Genomic DNA, 24,899 nt, shown 5'->3' on the forward strand with positions numbered 1-24,899 from the left:
AAGGAGCCCGATGCGTAACGGGTTGCGACATTCCACACGCTTTTCCTAGTCCCGCACATTCGACGGATGCCCTAAGCCTTCTCCTACATCGTTTGGAGGTTTCGGGTGCGTTGCGCTCTCAATAAGATTTTGTCGGTAGCCACATGCTTTGCGGCACTGCACAGTCGTTGCTTGCCGCAGGGCGCTTCCCCCCGAACAGGAGTGCGCGATGGACCCGTCCCAAACGGACACGTCGGCAAGGTTCAGCGGAGCAAGCTATCTGTATCGCTTGCTCGACGCCGCGATCGTCATCACCTGCGGCCTGACTGCCACCGGTTTGAAATTCTCGGAAGAGGCCTTGACGGATCCTCCGCAGATTCATCTGTTCCTGATCTACCTTTGCGGCCTGGGTGCGATCGCGATCTTCCCGGCCTTTCGCCTGTATGTGTCGTGGCGCGGACGCCTCCTGACCGATCTGGTGGTGCGCAGCCTGGCTGCGTGGGCCACCGTGTTCGCGTTGGGCATCTTCGTCAGTTTTCTCATGCACCAGACCGGCGCGATATCCCGCTTATGGGCTGCAACCTGGTTCGGCATGACGGCGCTGGCGCTGGCCGGTGTGCGCATCGCCGTCTATGCGGTGCTGGGCGCGGCGCGCGATCGCGGCATGGACAAGAAGCGCGTGCTGCTGGTGGGCTTTGGCGCGCTGGGCCACGACATGTGGCGCCGCGTCGAAAAGTACCGCGAGGCCGGCTACCAGATATCGGGGATCTACGCCGAACCGCATGAGATCCTGCCGCCGCAGGTCCGCCGTCTGCATGACCTGGACAACCTGACCACCTTCGTGCGCGAAAACAACGTGCGCGAAATCTGGATCGTGCTGCCGATGGAAGCCGGCCAGGAGCTGCGCGAGGTGCTTTATCACCTGCGCAACGACCTGGTGGACATCCGCTGGATTCCCGATGTCATGTCCATTCAGCTGCTGGGCCATCGCATCGGCGAATTCCTGGGGCTGCCCGCCATCCAGTTGAACAGTCTGCCGGCCGCCGGCGTGCGCGGCTGGGCCAAGGAGGCCTTCGATCGCAGCTTTGCGCTGTGCGCGCTGATTGGCCTGGCGCCCGTGATGCTGACCGTGGCCTTGCTGATCAAGCTGACCTCGCGCGGCCCGGTCTTTTTCACGCAGCCGCGTCTGGGCGTGGACGGCAAGGTGTTCCACGTCTACAAGTTCCGCACCATGACCGTGCACCAGGAACAGGGCGTGGTCACGCAAGCCACGCGCAACGACAGCCGCGTCACGCGCATCGGCGGTTTCCTGCGGCGCACCAGCCTGGACGAGCTGCCGCAGTTCCTGAACGTGCTGATGGGCGACATGTCGGTGGTGGGCCCGCGCCCGCATGCGCTGGAGCACAACGAAATGTACAAGGACCTGGTGCAGCGCTACATGATGCGCCATCGCGTCAAACCGGGCATCACCGGCTGGGCGCAGGTCAACGGCTTTCGCGGGCAGACCGACACGCTGCGCAAGATGAGCGACCGCGTCGAACACGACATCTACTACATCCAGCATTGGACGTTCCGGATGGATCTGCTGATCATCGCGCGCACGGCGGTATCGGGTTGGACGGGCCGCAATGTCTACTAAACCGTTGGGATGGCCTGTGCGCGAAGCGCCGGCGCCGCGGGGTGGAATGCTGGCCCGCGCGGACTTCCGCCAGGCGGTGGAGATGCTGCCGCTGGTGTCGATCGACCTGCTGCTGCGCGACGGCGCCGGCAACTACCTGACCGGGCTGCGCGCCAATCCGCCTGCGCAGGGCGCGTGGTTCGTGCCCGGCGGCCGGATACGCAAGAACGAATCCCTGCAGCGCGCGCTGCGCCGCATCGTCCAGGACGAGCTGGGCCTCTCGCTGCCCGATCTCGCCTGGACGCCGCGCGGCGTGTACGAGCACTTCTATGGCACGAATTTCGCGGGTGAGGCGGGTCGCTCCACCCACTACGTCGTCCTCGCCTACGAGGCCGAGCTTTCTCTGGATACCGCAAGCCTTCCCCTGGCGCAGCACAGCGGCTACCGCTGGCTGCCCGGGGAAGTGATCGCCGCCGATCCCGGCGTGCATCCGTACACCCAGGCCTACTTCAAGGAGTGAGAGCCATGACCAACCCCCGTCCCCCGTATCGGGCTGTGATTCTTTGCGGCGGTTCAGGCTCGCGCCTGTGGCCGCTGTCGCGCGAACTGCTGCCGAAGCAGTTCATCCGTTTGACCGATGACCGCAGCCTGTTGCAGAACACCCTGCGGCGGCTGGACTCGGCCGGCGCGCAGGCCCGTCCCATCCTGGTCTGCAATGAGGCGCACCGCTACATTGCGGCGGAACAGGCCGAAGAGCTGGGCATCAAGGACGCCGAGGTCATCCTGGAGCCGTTCGCGCGCAACACCGCGCCGGCCATCGCCGCCGCCACGCTGCGGGCGATGCAAGACGGCGAGGACCCGATCATGCTCATCATGCCGTCGGACCACGTGCTGGAGGATGGCGAAGTGCTGAGCGCGGCCTTCGCCCAGGCGTACGACGCCGCCCGTCAGGGCGCGCTGGTGACATTCGGCATCAAGCCGACCGCGCCGCTCAGCGGATACGGCTACATCCAGGCCGACGAGCCCGGCGCCATGGCGCCCGCGCGCCGCGTGCGCCGGTTCGTGGAGAAACCGTCGCCCGAGGTCGCCCAGCGGTTCATCGATGACGGCGGCTATTACTGGAACAGCGGCATGTTCGCCTTCCAGGCCTCGGTCTTCCTGGCCGAACTGGGGCGGCTGGCGCCCAAGATCCTGGAGCAGGCCGAGGCCGCCGTGCTCACCGGACATGGCGACAACGGGCTCTTTCACCTGGACGGCCCGGCGTTCGAGGCCTGCCCCAGCGATTCGATGGACTACGCCATCATGGAGCGCACCGACAGCGCGGTGGTCATCCCGCTGGCGGCCTCTTGGAGCGACGTGGGCGCGTGGGACGCCGTTTGGGGCATCGCCCAGAAGTCGGTGGAAGGCAACTCCACCACGGGCGATGTCATGGTGGAGGACTCGCGCAACTGCCTCATCCATTCGACCAGCCGGCTGGTCGCCTCGGTGGGCCTGGACGACATCGTCGTCATCGAGACCGCCGACGCGGTCCTGGTGGCGCACAAGTCGCGCTCGCAGGACGTCAAGCGCCTGGTCGAGGTCTTCAAGGCGCAGCACCGCAGCGAGCTCAACCACCACCGCGAGGTCCAGCGGCCCTGGGGGTCGTACGACTCCGTTGGCCAGGGACCGCGCTACCAGGTCAAGCGCATCACCGTGAAACCCGGCGCGCGCTTGTCCTCGCAGATGCACCATCACCGTGCCGAGCACTGGATCGTGGTGTCCGGTACGGCCCGCATCTACAACGGCGACAAGCAGTACCTGCTGACCGAGAACCAGTCGACCTACATCCCGCTGGGCGAGATCCACAGTCTGGAGAACCCCGGGAAGATTCCGCTGGAGATCATCGAGGTGCAATCGGGCGCCTATCTCGGCGAAGACGACATCGTCCGATTCCAGGACATCTACGGTCGTGTCTGAGCCGGTTTCAGTTCCCTTCTGGCGCCCGGGCATGGCAAGGATTTGCCTGCCCGCGGCGGCCCTGTTTTTCATCGTGCTGGTCACGGTGGGCAACCTGCCTGGGCTGGCGGCGGACATGTCCGATGCCTTTGGCGACAAGCGGCTGCACCTGGCCGCGTACGCCTGCCTGACCGCGCTGATCTACCTGTCGGTGAACCGGCGTCCCGCGCTCGTGGCCATGCTGGCGGTCACCGCGCTGGGCGCGCTGGATGAATCAATCCAATCCTTTTTTCCCTACCGGCAGGCGGATCTCTTAGACCTTTTGGCCGATATCTCAGCGGCTGGTGCAACAGTAATCTCTTTGCACATTGGTAACGCAGCCATCGGCTCCTTTCGTGCAGTCACTAAGTCTTAAGGACACAACCATGCCAAAACGGGCACTGATTACCGGCGTAACTGGCCAAGACGGGGCCTATCTGGCGGAGCTTCTGCTGGCCAAGGGCTATGAGGTCCACGGCATCAAGCGGCGCGCTTCGCTGTTCAATACCGCGCGGATCGACCACCTGTACCAGGATCCGCACGACCAGCCCCGTAATTTCGTGCTGCACCACGGCGACATGACGGATTCGTGCAGCCTCATCCGCATCGTCCAGTCGGTGCAGCCCGACGAGATCTACAACCTGGCCGCGCAAAGCCATGTGGGCGTCTCGTTCGAGGAACCGGAATACACGGCCAACGCCGACGGCCTGGGCACCCTGCGCCTGTTGGAAGCCATCCGCATCCTGAAGCTGGAAAACAAGACGCGCTTCTACCAGGCGTCCACGTCCGAGCTCTACGGCCTGGTGCAGGAAACGCCGCAGAAGGAAACCACCCCCTTCTATCCGCGCAGCCCCTACGCCGCCGCCAAGCTGTACGCCTACTGGATCAGCGTCAACTACCGGGAAGCGTATGGCATGTACGCCTGCAACGGCATCCTGTTCAACCACGAATCGCCCAAGCGCGGCGAAACGTTCGTGACGCGCAAGATCACCCGCGGCCTGGCGCGCATCGTGCTGGGGCTGCAGGAATGCCTGTACCTGGGCAACTTGTCCGCGCTGCGCGACTGGGGCCACGCCCGCGACTACGTCGAGATGCAGTGGCTGATGCTGCAGCAGGACACGCCCGAGGACTACGTCATCGCGACCGGCATGCAATACAGCGTGCGCGAGTTCATCAACACCGCGGCGCGCGAGCTGGGCATCCTGCTGGCATGGGAAGGCGAAGGCCTGGAAGAGACGGCGACCGTGCTGTTCTCGCCGGTGCACGACGTCAAGGCGGGCCAGGTGATCGTGCGCGTCGATCCGCGCTACTTCCGTCCGACCGAGGTCGAAACTCTGCTGGGCGATCCCACCAAGGCCCGTGAGAAGCTCGGCTGGACGCCCCGCACCTCGTTCGCGCAGCTCGTCAAGGAAATGGTCGAGAGCGACCTGAAGGAAGCGCGCCGCGATGCGCTGGTCGAACAGAACGGCTACGAAATCTACGCCTACAAGGAGTAGCGCGCCATGACGAACCTGGACCAACGCGTGTTCGTCGCCGGCCACCGCGGGATGGTGGGCGCGGCGATCACCCGCGAACTGCACCGGCGCGGCTACGAGAACGTGCTGACCCGCAGCCGCGCCGAACTGGACCTGGAAAACCAGAACCAGGTGCACCGCTTCTTTTCGACCACGCCGGTCGATGTGGTGTACCTGGCCGCCGCCAAGGTGGGCGGCATCCTGGCCAACCAGACGCATCCGGTGGACTTTCTGTACAAGAACCTGATGATCCAGTGCAACGTGATCCGCGCCGCGTATGCGGCCGGGGTACGCAAGCTGCTGTTCCTGGGTTCGTCATGCATCTATCCGCGCGAGGCGCCGCAGCCCATCCGCGAGGACGCGCTGCTGACCGGTCCGCTGGAATCCACCAACGAGCCCTACGCCATCGCCAAGATCGCCGGCCTGAAGCTGTGCGAGGCCTACCAGCGCGAGTTCGGCGCGCGCTTCATCTGCGCCATGCCGACCAACCTGTACGGCCCGCACGACAACTACGACCTGCACAGCAGCCACGTGCTGCCCGCCCTGATCCGCAAATTCCACGAGGGCCGCGAGGCCGGCGCGGAAAGCGTGACGATCTGGGGCACCGGGGCGCCGCTGCGCGAGTTCCTGTATGTGGACGACCTGGCGCAGGCCAGCGTCATGCTGATGGAGCACCCGGACGCCGAGGGCATCTACAACATCGGCGCCGGCCAGGACATCTCCATTGCGGACCTGGCGCGGCTGGTGGCGCGCGTGATCGGCTACGAGGGCAAGATCGTCTACGACACCTCCAAGCCCGACGGCACGCCGCGCAAGTTGATGGACTCGTCGCGCGTGCAGGCGCTGGGCTGGCGGCCGGAAATCTCCCTGACGCACGGCATCACGCTGGCCTATGGCCATTTCCTGCGCGAGCGCACGCAACAGGCGCTGCCGGTCGCCTGACGGCCGCGCCAGCATGACAGACAGGGCTACCGATGCTTGGATTCGTGAAGAAACACATCGCCGGCAATGCTTCCTTCTGGGGGCTGGTGGAATACGGCATCGGTCCCGTCGCGGCGCTGGTGGCGCTGCCGATCCTCTTTCGCCAGCTCGGCACGGTCGGCTTCGGCCAATATTCCATGATCATCGCGCTGGCCGGGTTCGGCAACGCGGCGAACCTGGGCGCGGCGGTGACCGCGACCAAGCTGGTCTCCGAGAGCATGCACGAGCCCGGCGGCGCCTATCGCGCGGCTGGCGTCAGCATGTCGCTGATCGGCTGTGCGCTGGCCGTCGCCACCCTGGCCGCCGTGCTGCTGTGGGGCGTGGTGGGGCTGGGCTGGCCGGACGCCACGTTTGGCGGCGTGGCCGTCACGATGCTGGCCATGCCCGCCCTGGCGATCTACCTCACGCAGCAGTATGACCAGCTCTTTTCCGGCTGCCTGAAGGGACGCGAGGACTTTCGCGCCACCGCGCTGTGCGAGGTCTTCAGCCGAACCGGCACGATGGCGCTGGCGTGCGCGGCCGCCTGGTACACCGCCTCACCCACCTGGACCGGGCTGGCGCAGGCGCTGGGCCTGCTCATCGCGGGCAGCGTCAAGATGCGCGTGTTCTCGCGCGCCTATGACCGATTCATCGTGCGGCCCGTGCGCGACCGCGGCGCCATGATGGCCGCCTTCCGCTTCTCGCGCTGGTCGTGGCTGAACAGCCTGAGCGCGCTGGCTTTCGGCTCGGTCGACCGGGTGCTGGTCGGCAGCCTGATGGGACCGGCGGCGCTGGCGATCTACACCGTCGGCGTGCAGGTCGGCCAGATCATCCATACGGCGTCCGTCGCCATCTTCCAGAAGGCGATGCCGCGCGTGACGCGGCTGTCCGTCTCGCCGCCCTACCCCGGCGCCGCGGAACGCGAAATCCGCCGCATGATGCTGTGGAACCTGGCGCTGTCCGCCAGCGCCACGCTGGCCGTGCTGGCGGTCAGCAAGCCGCTTCTGAACGTACTGCTGGGCGAGAACGTCGCCAGCGGCCATCTGGGCACCTTCCAGTTGCTGATCGTGGCGTCGGGCCTCCTGTCCCTGAACGCCGCGGCGCACTTCTCCCTCCTGGGGCTCGGCAATTCCCGCGCTGTCGCAATCCTGAACGGACTGGGCGGCCTGGCGATGCTGTGCGTCATGGCGGGACTGGTTCACGTGGCGGGGGAACACGCCGCAGCCTGGGGCCGCATGGCCTACGCGGCGATCACGCTGGCCGGCGTGGCCCTCGCCATCCGTCAATCCCGCCCCGACTTTCCGGGCGCCATGCCTGCGGCCACCCGATAACCAACATGCTGAGGTCCTACATGCGCAAGCGCCATAACGAGTATTCACGCCAGCTCATCGACTTCGTCCGCGAGCTTCGTCCGCCGGCGCCCATCGCCAGCGGGCTGCTGCCCAAGGTGACGATCGTGACGCCCTCGTTCAACCAGGCCAAGTTCCTGGAGCGCACCATCCTGTCCGTGCTGAACCAGGGGTATCCGCGGCTGGAATACATCATCATCGACGGCGGCTCCACCGACGGCAGCGTGGACATCATCAAGAAATACGAGCGCTACCTGTCCTATTGGGAAAGCACCCCGGACCGGGGCCAGTCGCATGCGATCAACAAGGGGTTCGAACGCGCCACGGGCGACTACGTCGGCTGGCAGAACTCGGACGACCTGTACTTCCCGGGCGCGCTGCGCAAACTGGGCGCCGCCGCGGCCAAGGGCCGCGCGCCAATCGTCAGCGGCAACCTATTCGTGGCGGACGCCAACAACCGCATCTTCCGCAAGATCCATTACACGCCCGTCAACCGTGGCACGCTGACCGTGGTCAAGGCCTCCATCCCGAACCAGTCCGCCATCTTCCGCCGTGACCTGCTGCGCAAGTACGGCCTGCTGCAGGAAAGCATGCGGTACTGCATGGACCTCGAACTGTGGAGCCGGCTGCTGCGCGAGGGCAAGAACCTGATCGTTCCCGACGCGCTGGGCGTGTACACCGCCCACGACGAGACCAAGACCGCCCTGATGCAGGACGTGCTGCTGGAAGAGCGCGAACAGATCGTCAGCCGCATCCGCCGGACCGAGCCGGGGTTGGGAAAGCTGTTCGAACTGTCGTGCCGCGCCTCGAAGGTGGCCGCGCATGCCCGGCAGGGGGACCTGACCTACCTGCTGGAAAAGCTGACCACCAAGATCTTCGGCCGGGACGACTGGGCCGCGCACTAGGCTGCCCTCACTGATACGGAACCGCAATGACCACGCGCCGCCTTTCCACCCTGCATCTCCTGGGCCTGTTCGTCTTCACCGCGCTGGCGCTGAACGACGACAGGTTCATCGTGGGGGTGGGCAGCTTCAAGCTGTCGCCCTTCGATCTGCTGTTCGTGGCCATGCTGGGGGTCAAGGCGCTGCGCCTGGCCGACCCGGGCGCCTACGCGCTGCCACGCGGCGCGCTGGGCGTGTTGCTCGGCATCCAGGCCATCTCCGTGATCTATCTGCTGGTGGTCTCGGCCGACCATCCCGGGATCGAGACCGGCGACGTGGCGCGCGATCTGCGCATCGTCTTCTACTTCCTGTGCACGCCGTTCCTTTGCTACAAGGACATCGACAGTCCCCACGCCTATGCCATCCTGCAGAAGTACATCGTGGCGGCCAGCCTGGCGGTCGCCACGCTGATGCTGGCGGAGCAGGCGACGGGCTTCAGCGTCGCCAACCCGCTGCGCAACGTGCGCCTGGGCGTCTGGGCGATTCCGATGGGCGTGGTGTCGCTGCTGTACTTTCGGCGCACGCTGAACGTGTCGGGCCCCAAGGCCTACGCGCTGACGCTGTACATGGTGATGGCGCTGGTGTTCTCGCTGAACCGCAGCCAATACCTGCAGCTTGCCATCTCCGTGGTCATCGCCGTGCTGCTGGCAGGCAATGCCGACATCCGCCGCCGCGCCGTCATGATCTTCGCGCCCGCCGCCGTGGCCGGCGTGCTGATCTTCGCCAGCATCGGCTACCTGGACGTGCTGACCCAACGCATCTTCAGCGTCGAACGCCTGGACGAAGACTCCAGCTACGGCGCGCGGGTGCAGGAAATGGAAGGCCAGATGCAGTTCTTTGCCGAAAGCCCCGTCTTTGGCAAGGGTGCGGGCTTTCGCAGCTGGGTGATGGGCGAGAACGGCTTTGAACTCAGCACGTTCGCGCACAACTCCTGGGCGTTCTACCTGATGAAATTCGGCGTGGTCGGCACGATCATGATCATGCTGCCGCCGCTGCTCATCCTGCTGTTCTCGCTCTTTCGGCGCTACGCCCATCCCGGGCTGGAGATGCACCGGCGATACCTGCTCGCCACCGCGCCCATCTACATCTTCATCGACTCGATGTCCGGCGGCCTGGCCTATGCGCCCAAGACCGCGTTTACCGGCTTTCTGCTGTGTTACTGCCTTTCGCTGATGCGAAATGCCCAGATCATGCCCGTGCCTCGCCAAGAATCTCCCGCTCCCAGCCCCCGCCCGGACATCGTGCGCCGGGCGCCACCCACGCGAGTAATACCCCATGTCTGATGTCTTGTTTGTCGCACCGGACTTGCATGGCGGCGTCGGAAGATGCGTCGCCTTCATTGTGGATGCGCTGCCGGAACAGGGGGTGGACTCCGCCCTGTTCCTGCTGCGCTCGCGCAACCGCGAGTATCCCATCGCCAACCCCAAGGTCACCCGCGCATTTCCGATCATCGAGTCTCCCACCAAGCTGCGGCTGGCCCTGCCCGTGGCGTTCTTCAAGCTGCTGCAGCACATACGCCGCGAAAAGCCCGCCATCGTCTGCTCGCACGGCCTGTTGTGCAACATGCTGGTCGTGCTGGCCAGAAAGATCCTGCGCGGCAACTTCCGCACGGTGGCCTTCGAACACAGCAGCCCTGCCATCCACTACGGCGCCTCCAAGATGCGCCGCCTGAAGTGCTGGCTGGTCAGCCAGACCTACCGGCGGCACGACGCGGTGGTCGGGGTGTCGCGCGGCGTCAAGGAAGACCTGGTCAGCATGTTTCCGCCACTGCGCGGCAAGGTGCACACCATCTACAACGGCGTGCCGCTGGACAACGTGCGGCGCCAGGGCGCCAAGCCGAAGACGGCCGATGGCGGCGACTCGCCCTATCACGTGGTGGCGGTGGGCAGGCTCGAGGCCGTCAAGGACTACGCCACGCTGATCGACGCGGCCGCGCTGCTGGACGACCCGCGCATTGCGTTCACGATCCTGGGCGAAGGCTCCGAGCACGCCGCCCTGCAAAAGCGCATCGACGACCGGCCGTCCCGCACGCAGGTCACGCTGGCCGGCCACATCGACAATCCGTTTCCGGTCATTGCCGGCGCCGGCGCCTTCGCGCTCACCTCCGTGCGCGAGAGCTTCGGCAACGTGCTGGTCGAGGCCCTGTGCCTGGGCGTGCCCGTCATCTCCACCGACTGCCCGCACGGCCCCGCCGAGATCCTGGATGCCGGCCGGTACGGGCTGCTGGTGCCGGTAGGCGACGCCGAGGCGCTGGCCGAGGCGGTGCGTCGGCTGGCCTACGACGGCGAGATGCGCGAGAAGCTTGCGGCCCAGGGCCCCGAGCGCGCGGACGCCTTTTCCCTCGAGCGGCACTGCCGCAACGTCATCGATCTCTTCCGCCCGCTCATGCAGCGCGGAACGCCCTGAACAGGACAGCATCATGCAGAAGATACCGGTATCCGTCGTGGTGATGACCAAGAACGAGGAACGCAACATCGCGAAGTGCCTGAAGGCGCTGGTGGAGTTCGACGAAGTCTTCGTCGTGGACTCCAACAGCACCGACGCGACCTGCTCGATCGCCACGGCGATGGGCGCGCGCGTTTCGAATTTCCAGTGGGACGGCAAGTATCCGAAGAAAAAGCAGTGGTGCCTGGAGCAGCTTCCCTTCACGCACCCCGTCGTGCTGTACGTGGACGCCGACGAAGAAATGACGCCGGGCCTGGCCGCCGAGATCCGCGAGGTCCTGCCGCGCTTTGCCGCGGGAGCTGGCGGCGCTTTCGTGCCCTTCGACTACGTGTTCTGCGGCAAGAAGCTGGAACATGGCCATCGCGTCTACAAGCTGGCGCTCCTGGCGCGCGACCGCTCGCGCTTTCTGGACTACGACGACCTGGACGTGGCCAACATGTGGGAGGTCGAGGGTCACTACCAGCCGCAGGTCCAGGGCGAGACCTTTGCGCTGCGACAGCGCATGGTGCACAACGACCACGACTCGCTGTATCACTACTTCGACAAGCACAACCGCTATTCCGACTGGGAAGCGAACCTGCGCACCAAGGGCCTGATGAACGATCCGCGAGAGGCCAACGTCGGCGGCCGGGCCTTGCTCAAGCGCATCTTCCAGGCCATGCCATTCAAGGCGCCGATCTCGTTCCTGCACTCCTATGTCTTCAAACTGGGATTCCTGGATGGAAAGGCCGGCTACGACTATGCGGTCGCGCGCGCCATGTATTACTGGCAGATCCGCATCAAGACCGAAGAGATCCTGAAGGCGCGCAAGGCCAGCGAGGCCGCATCGCGGCGCGACGCCGTTGCGGGAGCGGCCAAATGAGCACCTTGCAACGCCTGGACCAGTTCGCGCTGGCGCCGGGTCAGCGCGGACGGTCGGCGCTGACCGTGCAGTTGTGGTGGATGGTGCAGGGCACTCTGTTCCGCTGGTCGCCGCAGGTAGCCTACGGCTTTCGCCGCTGGCTGCTGCGCCGCTTCGGCGCGCGCGTCGGGCACAAGGTGCTGATCCGGCCCACGGCCACGGTCACCTATCCCTGGAAAGTGGAAATCGGCGACTACGCCTGGATCGGCGACGACGCCGTGATCTACAGCCTGGGCCCCATCCACATCGGCGCGCACGCCGTGGTGTCGCAGCGCAGCTATCTGTGCGCAGCCGATCACGATGCCGGCCGGCCCGACTTTCCGCTGCGCGAACGCGCCGTGCGAGTCGAAGACGGCGCATGGGTGGCCACGGACGTATTCGTCGGGCCGGGCGTGACCATCGGACGCGAGGCCGTGATCGGCGCGCGCAGCTCGGTGTTTCGCAACATGCCCGCCGCGATGGTGTGCCACGGCAACCCGTGCCGCCCCATCCGGCCACGCACCGCCACGCCAACATGAAAATACTCATCTATGGCATCAACTACGCGCCCGAACTGACTGGCACCGGCAAGTACACCGCCGAACTCGCCGAGTGGCTGGCCGCGCGCGGGCACGAGGTCGGCGTGGTCACCGCCCCGCCCTACTACCCGCAATGGCGGGTCCACGACGGCTACCGCGGCACACGCTACACCAAGGAAACGCGCCGGGGCGTGACCGTGCGGCGCGCACCCTTGTGGGTCCCCGAAAGACCGGGCGGCGCCAAGCGGCTGGTGCATCTGGCCAGCTTCGCGCTGTCCAGCCTGCCGTCGCTGCTGCGCGCGGCGATGCGGCGGCCGGACATCATCCTGGTCGTCGAACCCGCCCTCTTCTGCGCCCCGGCCGCGTGGCTGACCGCACGCCTGACCGGCGCCCGCGCCTGGCTGCACATCCAGGACTTCGAAGTCGACGCGGCGTTCGAACTGGGCTTGCTCAAGGGCGGCGTCCTGCGATCGATGGTCAAGCGCGCCGAACGCTGGCTGATGCGCAGGTTTGACCGCGTGTCCACGATTTCTAACCGCATGCTGGACCTGGCGCTCTCCAAAGGCATCGACCCCGCCCGCGCCGTGCTGCTGCCCAACTGGATCGACGTCAATGCCATCACGCCATTAGCCGAAGGCGGCGACTATCGCGCGCAGCTGGGCATTCCGGACAACGCCATCGTCGCGCTGTATTCGGGCAACATGGGCGGCAAGCAGGGCCTGCAGATCCTCGCCGACGTAGCACGCCGCCTGAACCGCGAAGACCGCCTGTGGTTCCTGTTCTGCGGCCAGGGCCCCGAACGCGCGGCGCTGGAGGAAAAGTGCCGCGGCCTCACGCGCGTCATCTTCCTGGACTTGCAACCGGCCGAACGCCTGGGCGCGCTTCTTGGCACGGCCGACATCCACCTGCTGCCGCAACGCGCCGGCGCGGCCGACCTGGTCATGCCGTCCAAGCTGACAGGCATGCTGGCCACCGGCCGCCCCGTCGTCTGCGGCGCGGCGCGCGGCACCGAGCTAGCCAACGTGGTGTCGCGCTGCGGCCTGCTGACCCCGCCCGAAGACGCCGCAGGGATGGCCGAAGCCGTGCGCAAACTCAGCTACAACGCACAGATCCGCGAAACCCTGGGCGCCGCCGCCCGGCAGTATGCGATGGCGCACCTGCACGTGGATGCGGTGCTGGGCGCGGCGGAGCGGGAGTTCATGGCCATTGCGAAAAACAAGGGCCGCGCGACGCCGGCGGGAACGCGGGCGAGTGAGGGGGATGTTTGAAGGGGGGGGGTGTGAGGGAATTGGCGCAGGTGTTGGCGGGTGCGGGGGCGACATGGAGAGTGACTTGCCCCGCGCTTCTTGCTTAGCCCGTTGAAAAACCACAATGTCGATCGTTCTCTTCCGGAAATTGGATCTCCGGATACTGGAGAATGATCAGTTGCGGCAAGGCCCGGGATGGCATGTATAGCAGCAGAATCGCGAGATCAACCCAGATCATTAGAGGTAAAAATCGCCGCCCTTTCCTTGTGGTGATGGACCACATGACCAAGCGCCCCCCGTAACGCATCAGCACATCGCTCGGCTTTTGAGGAAGCTTGATGATTTTTGGTGCGGGCAAGCCTCCAACCTGGCCGGCCATGAAACGTTGAAGCCATGCCCAGATATGGCTTGCGAAGAATTCGTGATTAGCCATTATGGGTATCTTTACCAGTTTCGGCTCGGGCAGGTTGCAGGTGTAGCCCACCAGGTAAAGATACGATTGCGCTCGCCCCGTCATCCACCTGATGCCCTGGAGCCGATCCCAATCAAGTTCCCATATCGCGTCCAAGCTTTCCTCGGGATACGGGACGTAATAGACACGACGGCTACGGCGATCGAAACGTACTTTCGAACATCGGTATCGGTAGCGCGGCCCCAAGACACAAGAAAGGAAAAACAACACAACTCCCAAGCCGGGCAGGCCGAGAGAAAAAATTAACACGCCTACAGACCAGCCGCCGAAGCCCCCCATCACGGCAAACAGCAATGAAAAAAGCCCTGAGAAAGTAAATGCCTGAAGGATTACCCCCTCATGGCCATCCTGCAAGGTATCGGAAACCACTTCGATGCAACTCTCATTGAACCGTGTTGCTTCGATGGTGGCGGTCTCATGCATATCGAGCCGCAGTGGCAACAACGTACTTGCGAAACGAAACAGTCGCCACTTGTTCTGAATTTCACTAAACGATGGGCGCGGCTGCCGAAATTGTTTGGTAGTTCGCATTACTTAGGTTTTTAGGCGGGCGAAAGGGAACATTCGAGGTGGCGTGTGCCGAGCATGGTGCTGAAGCGGCGGACGCTGGAAGGCATGAAAAGCGTCACTGAACCCACTCTTTCTATTTATCCGTTGAAAAACCACAATGTCGATTGTTCTGTTCCGGAAATTGGATCTCCGGATACAGAAGAACAATCAGTTGCGGCAAGCTCCAGGACGGCATGTACAACAGCAGAATCGAGAGATCAACCCAAATCATCAAAGGCAACCATAGCCGCCCCTGCTTTGTAGTCAGGGACCATTTGATCCAGCGGCCACCATAACGCATCAGCACATCACTCGGCCTTTCAGGACGCGTGATGATCTTTGGTGGAGGTAGGTCTTCAACGTTATCCATGAAACGATGAAGCCAAGCCCAGATATGGCTCGCCCAAATCTCACCGTTATACATTACGGGTATCTTCACTAACTGAGGCTCCGGCAAGTTGCAGGTATAACCAACAAGGTAGAGATACGGTTGCGATCTACCTGTCGTCCAATCAATGCCCTGCAACTGGTCCCAATCCAGTTCCCATATCGCGTCTGAGCTTTCCTCTGGATAAGGGACGTAGTACACGCGCCGGGAACGGCGGTCAAAACGTACTTTCGAAGATCGGTATTTATATCGCGGCAGCAACACGCGCGGAAGGAAAAACCCCAAAAGCCCTATGATCGGGAGACCTAGCATAGGCACCCAAATCATTCCAAACCCATCGTCGACGCCCGCGATCAATGCAATATAAAAAACTACTAGCCCGAATAAAGTGAGCAGCCGAAGACCCACTCCCTCAAGTTCCCCTTGTAGCGTATCGGAAACCACTTCGATGCAATTTTCATTTAAACGCGTTGCTTCGATAGCTGGTACTTCGTGAGCGGCAGGATCCAAAGGCAATAACGTACTTGCGAAGCGAAATAGCCGCCACTTTTCCTGGATCTTCCTAAACGACGGGCGCGGCTGTCCGGCTTGCTTGGTGGCTTGCATTACTCAGGCTTCTGGGCGAGGGAGGGGAAACACTTGAAATGGCGTGGGCCGGGTTTTGTGCAGGCGTTGGCGGTCGCGGAACAGCATGCGATTCGTCGCCCTTACCTGACATTCATGTTCAATCCGTAGAAAAACCACAATGTCGATCGTTCTCTTCCGTGAATCGGATCTCCGGATACAGAAGAACGATCAGTTGCGGCAACGCCAGGACGGGCATGAATATCAGCAGAATCGCCAAATCCACCCAGATCATCAAAGGCAGCCATAGCCGTCCCTTCTTTGTGGTGAGGGACCATGCGATCCAACGACCACCGTAGCGCATCAGCACATCACGCGAATTTTGAGGGAACGCGATAATTTTGGGTGCGGGCAAGGCTTCGACCTTGTCCATAAAACCGTGAAGCCAAGCCCATATGTGGCTTGCGAAAATTTTCTCATTAAGCATTATGGGTATCTTGACCAATTGAGACTCAGGCAGGTTGCAGGTATAGCCCACAAGGTAAAGATACGCTTGCGCTTGTCCTGTGGACCAGCTGATGCCCTGAAGCCGATCCCACTCAAGTTCCCATATTGCATCCGAGCTTTCCTCAGGATATGGAACGTAGTAGACGCGACGGCCACGGCGGTCAAACCGTACTTTCGAACTACGGTATCGGTAACGCGGTGCCAGAAGACATGGCAAAAAAAACCATATAAGCCCGATGCAAGGTAGACCGAGTGAAAGTACGAGTACACCAGCAGACCAGCCACCGAATACTCCAATCACTGCCAAAAAAAACGAAAGCAGTCCAAAGAAGGTGAAAAGTCGAAGTAAAAATCCCGCGCCTTCAGTTTGCAACGTATTGGAAACGACCTCGATGCAATGGTCGTTCAACCGTGTTGCTACGATGGCGGCGGGTTCCTGCGTATCGGGCAGCGCTGGCAACAACGTACTCGCGAAGCGAAAGAGCCGCCATTTGTTCTGGATTTCCCTAAACGTTGGGCGAGGCACTCGAATTTTCTTGGTAGTCCGCATCACTTGGGCTCCGCGACTGGAGCAAGCAACTCTTCGTCAATAGGATCCGTGAGCCACGTGCCGCGTGTAAAGACAAGCGGTTCTCGCTGCGGGAACAGCGCGAGACTAGGCTGGTTAACGACATCCGGCCTGTAACAGTAGTCCAGCATGACCTCTGTGTCTTCCCGCATAACGATTTGCCAACTCAACTGGCGGGTGCCATCTTGAATGAAATCCTTGTCAACAACCATACATTCCGCATCAAAAGGGAATCGGTATTCCGGAGATGCCGCGATGGGCCCCCGAACCATGTTTAGTATTTGGCCGTTCCGCCTGGCTTTGAGCGTGTATTGGAAGACTTCAGCATGCTTTACTTGCTGCGACTCTTCGCCCGAAGTTGGATAGCCGGGCAGGACCAAAGATAGGGACAGTGTTCCTATCCTTTCTTGGGCGATAGCGCGATTTAGATCAATGCTGTCTTGCCAGAGTCCGTAAATGGGAATGCTGCGGACTGCAATATCACCCACCGACACCTCGGGGGTTTCCCAATTCGCTACCGCGCGGACGCCATAAACGGCACCGTGGAATGCGGCAAGTTCCTGGTCCAGAGAGCTATAACGGTATGCTCGATCACCCTGACTCCAAAAGCTGTGTGCCAACCAGACTTCGTCGGGCTGATATTTCGCGAGAGCGGCCTGGATGCTGAAATAAATTACTCCTAGGGTGGCGATAAAAGCCAGCACAAGCCAGCCGACTGGCCCAATGACGCCGAGGACGACGCTGGAGGCGCTTAAAAGCAGTCCAGCAGTCGCAAGTACTCCACAGCCAGCAGACGCCAGATACATTCGACCTGCTTCGGAGTTTTGTTGCGTGGCGTAGGCGCTAGCGGCACGTAATCCATCAGCGACTGCCCCAATAGCGGCAGTTACTGCGCCTAGCTTTGTCGCTAGCTTTCGCACTTCGCGGGCTGCTTCCCGCGCCATGCTCAACGAGTTCCCTTTCGCGAGTGCATGTAGCTGAATCGCGTCGCCCTTCAGCAACATGCCGGAGCTCATCACAGCGAATACCGCCGCCAAGGCGCTAGCCCCGTTGGCGAACCCAGTAACTGATCGATCAATCTTCCCGTTCGCGAGATCTTTGATCGACGACCGAAGTGCCATGATGGCGGAAATGGCGGCCAGGCCTGTGAACCCATATTCCCCGCGTACGATTCCAGTCTGCGCGGCGCCGTAGGCTTTACTTTGACGAACCTGATCCAGCATCCGCTTGAAAACATTGCCTTCAAGTTGGAACGGCTGCGGATTGTGCACAGACGGTTGGGCAGGGGAAATACGGGTTGCTTGATCACCAATGCGCACGGTTTCGTAAAGGAGCACCGTCGCTGGCTGATTGCGCAATGGCTGCTTGACGGTAATACCCCACTTCCTTAGTTGTTCGGTGTTCATGCTTCGTTCACCGTGGAACTGGGAGTATTGGAAATTCGCCTCGGCGCTAGACACGCGGTACGTGACAATGGTGTTGCCAACGCGGACTTCTGCATACAGGCGTAATCGCCGGACGATGCTGCTGGCTGTGGCCTCGGGCAAACGCGTATCACCAAGCTGAGAAAGCATCTGGCTTACGAGTACATCTGAGGACTGGGTCGCTGGATAGGAGACGTTCAGTTGAAGGATGGGCGCAAAGGCCGCAATCCCAACGTCCAGCACGTTCTTCAGCGGCGCAGGGTTGGCGAAATTGGCGTGCAACTCAGGGATGCCATGCGCTAGCGCCAACCAGACAGGACTTCTTTCTGGTGGGGCCAGCAACAAACTCCGGTACGTCGATCGGCCACTTTCGCTGTGAGTCAGGTTACCCACGCAGTGTGCAACAACGCGTTCGTAGTCCTGGGCATTCTCTTTTGCACCCAAGTCAAAACAGGACAGCACCTTGCCAAACCATCCATCCTGCCAATCCTTGGCGATGGCGCTGCCGCCAGTCCTGATCCAGCCTTCGAGGTCCTTCACCAGTGTGTCAATGTCGGCCTGTTTCCGCCTGACTGTCTGCTCATACGAGCGCATGTATGGAACAGCATTGCCAAGGAAGCGGTCCGCGTCATCGTTCGCGTCAAAGCGAATCAGGTCTCGCCTTTTGGCATAGGCTGCTGGGGTCGCACGCTTCTGAACGCTCTGCAAGTATTGTTTTATGACGGTGGCGCTTGTGTAGGCGTGATTGTTATCGATTTCATAAGCTTGCCGATCTGCCGCCGCAACTGCGACAAGATGCGCCAGTTCACTCATGACGCCGATCGGGTCGTGCAGCACGACCGCCAGAGGAACGATATCCTTGATCGGAACAAGCTCGACGTAAGCGCCCGGGATGACGGTTTCGTAGGTGGGGAACGACTCCGGCGCTGATATCTCGCTCCACGTGTAGTACCCCGACTTGCCACTCAAGTCGGGTCGTCGCAGTTCCGGCGTCGCGTAGGCAAGCAACGCGATGTTGAACACATGGGGTTGCTCAACACCACCAGCGGGCCTGACCTTTGTCGCCAACCTGGAGCGGATGCCGCCCGTATCGTTCTCGATGCTCCAGAGCCTGGCATGGGTCAGCATCGTTTCGCTGGTCAGCAGGTAGACGACGTCTGCTTCTTGGGTCGCTGGGGCAGATAGATAAGGTTTGGCGCTGACCGTTTCGGGGCGAGCGAGCCGCCCGGGGATGGCATCGTCTTCGTCTGCAGAAGTCCACCAGATGCGCGCAAATCGCATGTCGTCGGTGACTTGATAGTGCTGCGTCCACATCCGGCCGTTCTGGAAGTAGCAGAGATAAACGTAGGAGCCTGGACGCAGCACGCGCAGACCGTATGCCTTGCCGGCGGCCAGCGTGGGATAGCCCTCAGCGCTGAGCGTGGGAAACACGCCTTTATCCCAGGTGCGCTCAGCAACGCCGTAGCGCAAAGGGTAGATGGGCACACACCGCTGACACGATGGCGGTGAGATGGCCTTGCCCAGTTGTTTTTCATTAGGGCGGTCGGGACCCAGCGCTTTCTTGTGCGGCGTTGTCATAGCGGGGTCTTCATGGCCCACAGGCAACACGAAGGCGTTGGACAGACCTTCCCGCAAGGTGTACACGACGACGTCGAAGGACTTGTCGTCGATGGCAAATGCGAAGCGAAATCGGACTGGATAGGAATGTCGGGCTCCCGGAAACCACAGGCCTTCCACACCACCAATGCGTGCCCAGCCTGCGCGCGCCCATTACGGCACGCCCGCCCAGGCTTGGGTATCAGACAAGTACGATTTTGAAGTTCGTCAGCTTCTATTGCGACAACTGTGAGGCGCGCAGAAAAGCCAGGGCCTGTGCGGGCGGCAGCGCCACCCGCACAGGCCCTGACTCACGTCCTCGTTTCAGCTCGCGTCGCCCTTGGCCGGCGCAGGCTGCCCATTCGAACTGCGCACCAGTCCCATCTGCACCGCGATGTACGCGGCCTCGGCCTGGTTGCGCGCGTTCAGCTTCCAATAGAGCGTGCGCGCGTGGCTCTTGACGGTGGCGACCGAGATGCCGACCTGTTGGCCGATCTCGCGCATGGTCTTGCCTTGCACGAGCAACTGCAGGATTTCCTCCTGCCGCTGCGTGAGCTCGCGCAGCTCTTGCACGGACGCGTGCGCGGTGCTGGGCGGCCGGCCGGCAGGCTGCGGGTAGCATTCGCCGCCCGCAATCACCAGGCTGACTGCCGCGGCCAGCGCATCGGGGCTGGAAGCCTTGGGCAGATAGCCCGCGACCCCGGCGCGCGCACACGCGGCCATCACGCTCTGGTCCAGCGCGGAATACAGCACCAGCACTAGCCTGGGCATGAAAAAGGCCATGGCCTGCGATAGAAGGCCGATGTCCTCTTCCGCGGTGCCGCTGCAACCGATCACCAGCAACTCCACTGGCTTGTTGATCGAGCTGGACATATTAAGGAGGTGGGCTGGCGAGATGGCCAGGATATCGTCGGCGTTGCGCACACGTTCCAGCACATGCTGAATTGCGACACGAAGCAGAGCGTAGTCTTCGATCAGTACGGTTGTCATCCCGGGAAGAACCTTGTGACGCATGGCCCATTACGGTTCCCATGACGCTGGCGCGACGCCGCGCAATGCGCGGGTTCACGCGCGTCGCCAGGTTCAGGGGAATCCTGTCCGCAGCCTTGGGATTGCAGTGGCGAGACTAAGTGATTCGCCCTATCAATCCATGCTTGCGGACACAACTCATGCTATCAGCGGCTACGTTCGCTGAATCTCGTTCAGGAGGATGATTGGTGGCGGAAAGCGAGGCGACAGCGACGTGAACACCTGCTTTCTATGCCTTAGCCGTATTGGCTATGCGGGGCCCCGGCAGCGTTGGAACGGGCGTTCCTGCTGCCGGGCAGGCAGCGCAAACCTTGCTTAACCGAGCTTGCGCCCATAGATCTGCCCGGCATCCACTTCGCGCCCGTTCGGTTCATGCCATTCAAGGGTCGCGCCGCGTTGCAGCGCCGCGTACACGGCTTCGCCCTTGTTCTTGACATGCAGGCGTTGGTACAGCGTGCACGCGTGCGTCTTCGCGGTCGCGACCGAAATGTTCAACATCCGGCTGACGGTCTTGATGGGATAGCCCCTTGCAAGCAACACCAACACTTCGTACTGGCGCGGCGTGATCTGCAAGAGTTGTGCGCCCGCGCTGACCGGCATGGCGCCCTTCGCGCCGCCTTCTTCCGCATCCCGCGACGGCAAGGCGCATACGGCGGAGGCCGGAGCCTGCAGCGCCTGTTCGCTCGGGAAGCATTGCCCGCCCGCCATTACCAGGCGGATGGCGGCCTCGAGGATCTCGACCGAAGCCGTCTTCATCAGGCAACCGTACACACTGGCGCCAGGCAGGCCTTGCACCGGCATGGGCAAGGGCATGACGTCCGTCAGAAGCAGAATCCGCTTGGGCGTCAGCACGCGCTGAATCTCGTGCAAGGCGCTCCATGCTTCATCGGTATCCACTGGCAATCCATAGATCAGAAGATCGGCGCCCGCGTGCACGCCGTCGGCCTTGGACACGTCCGCAAGGCCCATCCCCTCGATCTCCCACACATCATCCAACTTGCTAAGAATTTGCCACAACCCCAACCGCAGTAGCGGATGGGCTTCAATCAGGACCATCTTGGCCATGGTGTCCTCCCGGTTTTTCGACGGGCCTAGAAGGGATCTTCGCTGTGCTGAAGATATTATTTATCCAGCCCTGCGGGGGTGGTCCGCATATCCCGGAATATCTAATGAAGCTGAACCGGGACGTTTAGGCTGGTCGACTTTGGTAGCCAACATAACGGATGGCATGGAACCCATCTTATGGTTCGGATTTGTCAAAATCAAGACGTTTCAGGGCGATATAATCCGACAAAATCAGAAATCAATCGTTAGCCTTAATCATGTTCCTAAATACGGATGAGGAACCTCATCTCGTCCTTTTTACCGCTAGGGTTTTCACCAGCATCACCCCGTTGCACCCGCGGTTCTCCCTATGACAAGGCCTGCGTTTGCCGGGCTGCCACGCCCGGAATGCCCGTGTTACAGACGAAAAAAAGCCACGTCAGGGCATCTGCCTGACGCGGCCTTGGGGTGCCGGATGGGGAGGGAAAGCTGTCAACTTGTATCTGTCGACACATCACGCCGGTGAGCGATCCCTGCAATCGAAATAACGGTAACATTTTTATTTTTACGCCCGCGGGCGTATTTACTCCATATAGGCGAAGTCAAATACCGTATGCCCCCCCTGATGATGCCAATGGTGCATTGAAGCATGGCGTTTTCTCAGGAAGTTAGCGTAGTGGATCTCGCCATCGGTTTCGACGTAAGTGGAAGGCGAAAGCTCCTCAATCTTGTTCAGCGAGACGCCCTTGCCGTAGTGACAGAAGCCTTGGTACTGGGCGCACCGGATCACGTCTCCGCCAGGCGAGACAACGATTCCGGCGTTTCGGGCGCGCATCGGGTTGCGCACGATCGGATTGCAGGCGTGGGGCGTCCAGGACGTCGAACGGGGCGAATCCGAGAAAAACGCGAACAGCTCGTCGCAGTGGCTCTGGCCGTCAGTCCGGTCGATATTTGTCAATAGCCACCAGTATTCACCGTGTTTAAAAATAATAGTGTCCACGGCAGAAATATTGGTCATCAGATTAACATCCAGCTCCCATTTCAGCGGAAATTCCGTACATTTCCATAGCTCTATACTGCGATTTCCGCACGTTTCCGGAACCATGTATGTCACGCCTTCGTGTTCAAAAATATACGGAAATGAAAGGTGATAAGGCAGGTTCAGCGCGGTGCCCAACAGCCGGAAAGCCCCGTCGGAGTAGGTCGCGACGGAGATCGTGCCCTTGCGGGACGTAAAATCATAGTCCTCGAAAAATATATATGGTTTTTTGTCGTGCGTATAAACGAAGGGGTCCGCGAAAAACCGCCCCTTGGGCGGCTGCAATACCATCGCCTCCGATACCACCGCCTGCTGCCGCGCGGAGGGAAACATACCGATCCGCCACCGGACATTGCGTTTCATGATGCGCCGCACAACCAGATCCGACATTAACCACGCCTGGCGCGCAATATATGCGGCGCTGTCCCACTCTGCCGGGTCGGCGCGGCGCGGGCCGCTCATGATCTGCATGGCGGGCGGCGCAACGCCCGGCCGGTCATGGGCCAGCGCCTGCAAGGCGTCATAGACCATGAAGTTTCCCAAACTGAAAGCGCGGGCCTGATTCTTCAGCCAGAACACTTCCGTGTTGAAACTGCGCTGGTCCAGGAGTTCGTCATCTTCCTGCCGCGCGCCGATGCGCCAGAGTTTCACGGTGGTGTGATCTTCGCGCTGAAAGACCTCCCAGAAGCCGGCATAACGGCTGGTCGCCACCGCAATATCCGAATAGCTCAATTGCCACACGCCCAGCCGCGACCAGCTGGAAAGTTGCGAGCGCGTGGCGAGCGACGCGCCCAGCGTGATCACCAGGTCCAGCCCCAGCGCCTGCACCTCGCGGCGCGCCTGCGGATCCTCATCGCCGGGCGCCAGCGGAATGACCGCCGCGCCGGCCTGCTGCAGGCTGTCGCGCATGTCGCGGCAGGCCAGCATGTCGCGCTGCTTCTGCGGCAGCAGCTTGCCTTCCAGGCGCGACAGCGTGCCGAACAGCGCCTTCACGCTCAGCCTCGGAGCACTGTCGGCGACCTCACCGTTCATCACCAGCAACGCCGTGAGCTCGAACTCCTGACTGTGGAGTAGCCACTCAACCATCTCGTGCATCCAGCCGGGTTGCTCATACCCGTCAACCAGCAATCCCACCTTGTACGTCGTCATTTCTCGTGCTCCTGTATCAGGGCGATTGGCCTGCCGCGCCGTGACTGCGCAGGGCCTCGCCCGGCACACACCCGGGGCAATGCTTTTATGTTCTCGCGCTGATACTGCGGGCTTTTGAGCGTGCGTTCCAGAGCGCATTCATCCTAGGACTGGTGTCCGAGGACATTCGGCTAAATCTCAACCTCCCGCGCGGGCCGCGCCTCATGCTTCTTCCCGGCAGAGCCTCGTCCGTACGCACGATGCGAAGCGCGCACGCAGCAAAAGCAACACCACGGCCGCTAGCGCTTAGGGGTAAACCCTATTGGGGATAGCAGAGGCTCGCCTCTCATCCAAGGCTCCCTCATAATGCATTGAAACAAACGTTTGAATTCAACCTTATGCAAGAAATCCGCTCCACACCCACGAGAGAAGCCATCCTGGACACCGCCGAGTCCCTGTTCGCGCAACAAGGACACGAAGCGACGTCGATGCGCCAGATCACCGGCGCGGCCGGTGTGAACCTCGCTTCGGTGAACTATCACTTCGGCTCCAAGGAGTCACTCGTGCAGGCGGTGCTCAAACGCCGCCTGGAAGTGCTGAATCGCGAGCGCATGCGCCTTCTGGACGAACTGGAGGCGCAATCCGGCGGCAAACCCCTGAAGCCCTCGCAGATCGTCGATGCGTTCTTCGGCACGCTGCTGCGCCTGGCCGCCGATCCCGCGCAGGCCGGCAGCACGTTCCTGCCGCTGCTGGAACGCACGATGACCGATCCCACGGATTTCATCCGGGCGCTGTTTGCCGAGGAATACGCCGACGTGCTCGCGCGCTACCGCAACGCGCTGTTCGCCGCCCTGCCGGACGTGCCCCGCGCCGAGATCATCTGGCGTTTCCAGTTCATGCTGGGCGCGACGTCGTACGCAATCATGGGCACCGACCTGCTGCGCTCGGTCACCGGCCTGGCCAGCGACGAAGCCGAGCAGCCCAACGACCGCGAACTGCTTCTGCCGCGCCTGATGAGTTTTCTGCTGGGCGGGCTGCGTTCGCCCTTGCCGCACGTGAACGCAAGCCCCGGAGGCGCCTGACCGCCGTCCACCGCCCGCCCGGCCGGCGCGCCCTCCTTTAAAGGCCGCCACGCACCTGAAGAA

Annotated in this window: 21 protein-coding genes; 14 read left to right on the plus strand and 7 right to left on the minus strand. The window is 62.2% G+C overall.

Translation table 11 applies throughout. The features are described 5' to 3' along the window. Window positions 1–208: 208 nt before the first annotated feature. Genes V6V88_RS18250 through V6V88_RS18310 form a run of 13 tightly spaced genes read left to right on the plus strand, consistent with a single transcriptional unit; the run spans window position 209 to window position 13,467 of the window. Complete coding sequence (locus tag V6V88_RS18250; RefSeq protein WP_062839164.1) at window positions 209–1,618, plus strand: undecaprenyl-phosphate glucose phosphotransferase; 1,410 nt, start codon at window positions 209–211, stop codon at window positions 1,616–1,618. Between the two features lie 46 nt (window positions 1,619–1,664). Next, entirely contained in the window at window positions 1,665–2,117 is a 453-nt protein-coding gene (locus V6V88_RS18255) for an NUDIX domain-containing protein (RefSeq protein ID WP_056323709.1), read from the plus strand. A gap of 5 nt (window positions 2,118–2,122) precedes the next feature. Further along, window positions 2,123–3,553, plus strand: a complete 1,431-nt coding sequence (locus V6V88_RS18260; protein WP_062839165.1) for a mannose-1-phosphate guanylyltransferase/mannose-6-phosphate isomerase — start codon at window positions 2,123–2,125, stop codon at window positions 3,551–3,553. 31 nt (window positions 3,554–3,584) lie between these two features. Next, a complete protein-coding gene (locus V6V88_RS18265; protein WP_056324604.1) occupies window positions 3,585–3,947 on the plus strand; it encodes a VanZ family protein in 363 nt (120 codons plus the stop codon). A gap of 10 nt (window positions 3,948–3,957) precedes the next feature. Next, window positions 3,958–5,067, plus strand: coding sequence for a GDP-mannose 4,6-dehydratase (gmd, locus tag V6V88_RS18270; protein ID WP_056323703.1), 1,110 nt, complete (start codon window positions 3,958–3,960; stop codon window positions 5,065–5,067). Window positions 5,068–5,073: 6 nt separating this feature from the next. After that, the gene (locus V6V88_RS18275; RefSeq protein ID WP_056323700.1) at window positions 5,074–6,027 is read left to right on the plus strand and encodes a GDP-L-fucose synthase; all 954 of its coding nucleotides are present in this window, start codon (window positions 5,074–5,076) and stop codon (window positions 6,025–6,027) included. 44 nt (window positions 6,028–6,071) lie between these two features. Next, entirely contained in the window at window positions 6,072–7,376 is a 1,305-nt protein-coding gene (locus V6V88_RS18280) for an oligosaccharide flippase family protein (protein ID WP_338615890.1), read from the plus strand. A 5-nt stretch (window positions 7,377–7,381) separates the two neighbouring features. Next, the gene (locus V6V88_RS18285) at window positions 7,382–8,299 is read left to right on the plus strand and encodes a glycosyltransferase family 2 protein (RefSeq protein WP_223576224.1); all 918 of its coding nucleotides are present in this window, start codon (window positions 7,382–7,384) and stop codon (window positions 8,297–8,299) included. 26 nt (window positions 8,300–8,325) lie between these two features. After that, window positions 8,326–9,618: an O-antigen ligase family protein gene (locus V6V88_RS18290; protein WP_338615892.1), complete on the plus strand. Its 1,293-nt coding sequence runs from the start codon at window positions 8,326–8,328 to the stop codon at window positions 9,616–9,618. Further along, complete coding sequence (locus V6V88_RS18295; RefSeq protein WP_062839169.1) at window positions 9,611–10,741, plus strand: glycosyltransferase; 1,131 nt, start codon at window positions 9,611–9,613, stop codon at window positions 10,739–10,741. Before V6V88_RS18290 ends, V6V88_RS18295 begins: the two co-directional genes overlap by 8 nt. Window positions 10,742–10,754: 13 nt before the next feature. After that, window positions 10,755–11,642, plus strand: coding sequence for a glycosyltransferase family 2 protein (locus V6V88_RS18300; RefSeq protein WP_338615893.1), 888 nt, complete (start codon window positions 10,755–10,757; stop codon window positions 11,640–11,642). After that, on the plus strand, window positions 11,639–12,199 hold the full coding sequence (locus tag V6V88_RS18305; RefSeq protein WP_056323682.1) for a putative colanic acid biosynthesis acetyltransferase: 561 nt from the start codon (window positions 11,639–11,641) through the stop codon (window positions 12,197–12,199). The genes V6V88_RS18300 and V6V88_RS18305 overlap by 4 nt, the downstream gene beginning before the upstream one ends. Next, window positions 12,196–13,467, plus strand: a complete 1,272-nt coding sequence (locus V6V88_RS18310) for a glycosyltransferase WbuB (RefSeq protein ID WP_338615895.1) — start codon at window positions 12,196–12,198, stop codon at window positions 13,465–13,467. The genes V6V88_RS18305 and V6V88_RS18310 overlap by 4 nt, the downstream gene beginning before the upstream one ends. An 82-nt stretch (window positions 13,468–13,549) precedes the next feature. On the opposite strand, the gene V6V88_RS18315 is transcribed toward V6V88_RS18310, so the two are convergent. The 7 genes from V6V88_RS18315 to V6V88_RS18345 form a co-directional block, all read right to left on the minus strand. Further along, window positions 13,550–14,449: a hypothetical protein gene (locus V6V88_RS18315; RefSeq protein WP_338615897.1), complete on the minus strand. Its 900-nt coding sequence runs from the start codon at window positions 14,447–14,449 to the stop codon at window positions 13,550–13,552. A gap of 112 nt (window positions 14,450–14,561) precedes the next feature. Continuing rightward, window positions 14,562–15,461, minus strand: a complete 900-nt coding sequence (locus V6V88_RS18320; protein WP_338615899.1) for a hypothetical protein — start codon at window positions 15,459–15,461, stop codon at window positions 14,562–14,564. Between the two features lie 118 nt (window positions 15,462–15,579). Further along, complete coding sequence (locus V6V88_RS18325) at window positions 15,580–16,476, minus strand: hypothetical protein (protein WP_338615900.1); 897 nt, start codon at window positions 16,474–16,476, stop codon at window positions 15,580–15,582. After that, window positions 16,476–19,655, minus strand: coding sequence for a toxin VasX (locus V6V88_RS18330; protein WP_338615901.1), 3,180 nt, complete (start codon window positions 19,653–19,655; stop codon window positions 16,476–16,478). The genes V6V88_RS18325 and V6V88_RS18330 overlap by 1 nt, the downstream gene beginning before the upstream one ends. A gap of 183 nt (window positions 19,656–19,838) precedes the next feature. After that, the gene (locus V6V88_RS18335; protein ID WP_056323669.1) at window positions 19,839–20,504 is read right to left on the minus strand and encodes a response regulator transcription factor; all 666 of its coding nucleotides are present in this window, start codon (window positions 20,502–20,504) and stop codon (window positions 19,839–19,841) included. A gap of 354 nt (window positions 20,505–20,858) precedes the next feature. Next, window positions 20,859–21,608, minus strand: coding sequence for a response regulator transcription factor (locus V6V88_RS18340; RefSeq protein ID WP_056323666.1), 750 nt, complete (start codon window positions 21,606–21,608; stop codon window positions 20,859–20,861). Between the two features lie 562 nt (window positions 21,609–22,170). Continuing rightward, the gene (locus V6V88_RS18345; protein WP_338615902.1) at window positions 22,171–23,775 is read right to left on the minus strand and encodes a hypothetical protein; all 1,605 of its coding nucleotides are present in this window, start codon (window positions 23,773–23,775) and stop codon (window positions 22,171–22,173) included. 377 nt (window positions 23,776–24,152) lie between these two features. On the opposite strand from V6V88_RS18345, the gene V6V88_RS18350 reads away from it, so the two are divergent. Beyond that, window positions 24,153–24,836 (plus strand): TetR family transcriptional regulator, encoded by a 684-nt coding sequence (locus V6V88_RS18350; RefSeq protein WP_338615903.1) that lies wholly within the window; start codon window positions 24,153–24,155, stop codon window positions 24,834–24,836. The last annotated feature ends 63 nt before the right edge of the window (window positions 24,837–24,899 follow it).

It is taken from the genome of Achromobacter sp. E1 (assembly GCF_037039475.1).
GTDB classification, from domain to species: Bacteria; Pseudomonadota; Gammaproteobacteria; order Burkholderiales; family Burkholderiaceae_B; genus Achromobacter; species Achromobacter mucicolens.

Bases quoted from the DNA above. Each gene is read 5' to 3' on its own strand.
- V6V88_RS18260 (WP_062839165.1), top strand. From the start codon at position 2,123: ATGACCAACCCCCGTCCCCCGTATCGGGCTGTGATTCTTTGCGGCGGT.
- V6V88_RS18345 (WP_338615902.1), bottom strand. From the start codon at position 23,775: ATGACGACGTACAAGGTGGGATTGCTGGTTGACGGGTATGAGCAACCC.
- V6V88_RS18250 (WP_062839164.1), top strand. From the start codon at position 209: ATGGACCCGTCCCAAACGGACACGTCGGCAAGGTTCAGCGGAGCAAGC.
- V6V88_RS18310 (WP_338615895.1), top strand. From the start codon at position 12,196: ATGAAAATACTCATCTATGGCATCAACTACGCGCCCGAACTGACTGGC.
- V6V88_RS18315 (WP_338615897.1), bottom strand. From the start codon at position 14,449: ATGCGAACTACCAAACAATTTCGGCAGCCGCGCCCATCGTTTAGTGAA.
- V6V88_RS18320 (WP_338615899.1), bottom strand. From the start codon at position 15,461: ATGCAAGCCACCAAGCAAGCCGGACAGCCGCGCCCGTCGTTTAGGAAG.
- V6V88_RS18295 (WP_062839169.1), top strand. From the start codon at position 9,611: ATGTCTGATGTCTTGTTTGTCGCACCGGACTTGCATGGCGGCGTCGGA.
- V6V88_RS18350 (WP_338615903.1), top strand. From the start codon at position 24,153: ATGCAAGAAATCCGCTCCACACCCACGAGAGAAGCCATCCTGGACACC.
- V6V88_RS18300 (WP_338615893.1), top strand. From the start codon at position 10,755: ATGCAGAAGATACCGGTATCCGTCGTGGTGATGACCAAGAACGAGGAA.
- V6V88_RS18265 (WP_056324604.1), top strand. From the start codon at position 3,585: ATGGCAAGGATTTGCCTGCCCGCGGCGGCCCTGTTTTTCATCGTGCTG.
- V6V88_RS18255 (WP_056323709.1), top strand. From the start codon at position 1,665: ATGCTGGCCCGCGCGGACTTCCGCCAGGCGGTGGAGATGCTGCCGCTG.
- V6V88_RS18325 (WP_338615900.1), bottom strand. From the start codon at position 16,476: ATGCGGACTACCAAGAAAATTCGAGTGCCTCGCCCAACGTTTAGGGAA.
- gmd (WP_056323703.1), top strand. From the start codon at position 3,958: ATGCCAAAACGGGCACTGATTACCGGCGTAACTGGCCAAGACGGGGCC.
- V6V88_RS18305 (WP_056323682.1), top strand. From the start codon at position 11,639: ATGAGCACCTTGCAACGCCTGGACCAGTTCGCGCTGGCGCCGGGTCAG.
- V6V88_RS18275 (WP_056323700.1), top strand. From the start codon at position 5,074: ATGACGAACCTGGACCAACGCGTGTTCGTCGCCGGCCACCGCGGGATG.
- V6V88_RS18290 (WP_338615892.1), top strand. From the start codon at position 8,326: ATGACCACGCGCCGCCTTTCCACCCTGCATCTCCTGGGCCTGTTCGTC.
- V6V88_RS18340 (WP_056323666.1), bottom strand. From the start codon at position 21,608: ATGGCCAAGATGGTCCTGATTGAAGCCCATCCGCTACTGCGGTTGGGG.
- V6V88_RS18335 (WP_056323669.1), bottom strand. From the start codon at position 20,504: ATGACAACCGTACTGATCGAAGACTACGCTCTGCTTCGTGTCGCAATT.
- V6V88_RS18285 (WP_223576224.1), top strand. From the start codon at position 7,382: ATGCTGAGGTCCTACATGCGCAAGCGCCATAACGAGTATTCACGCCAG.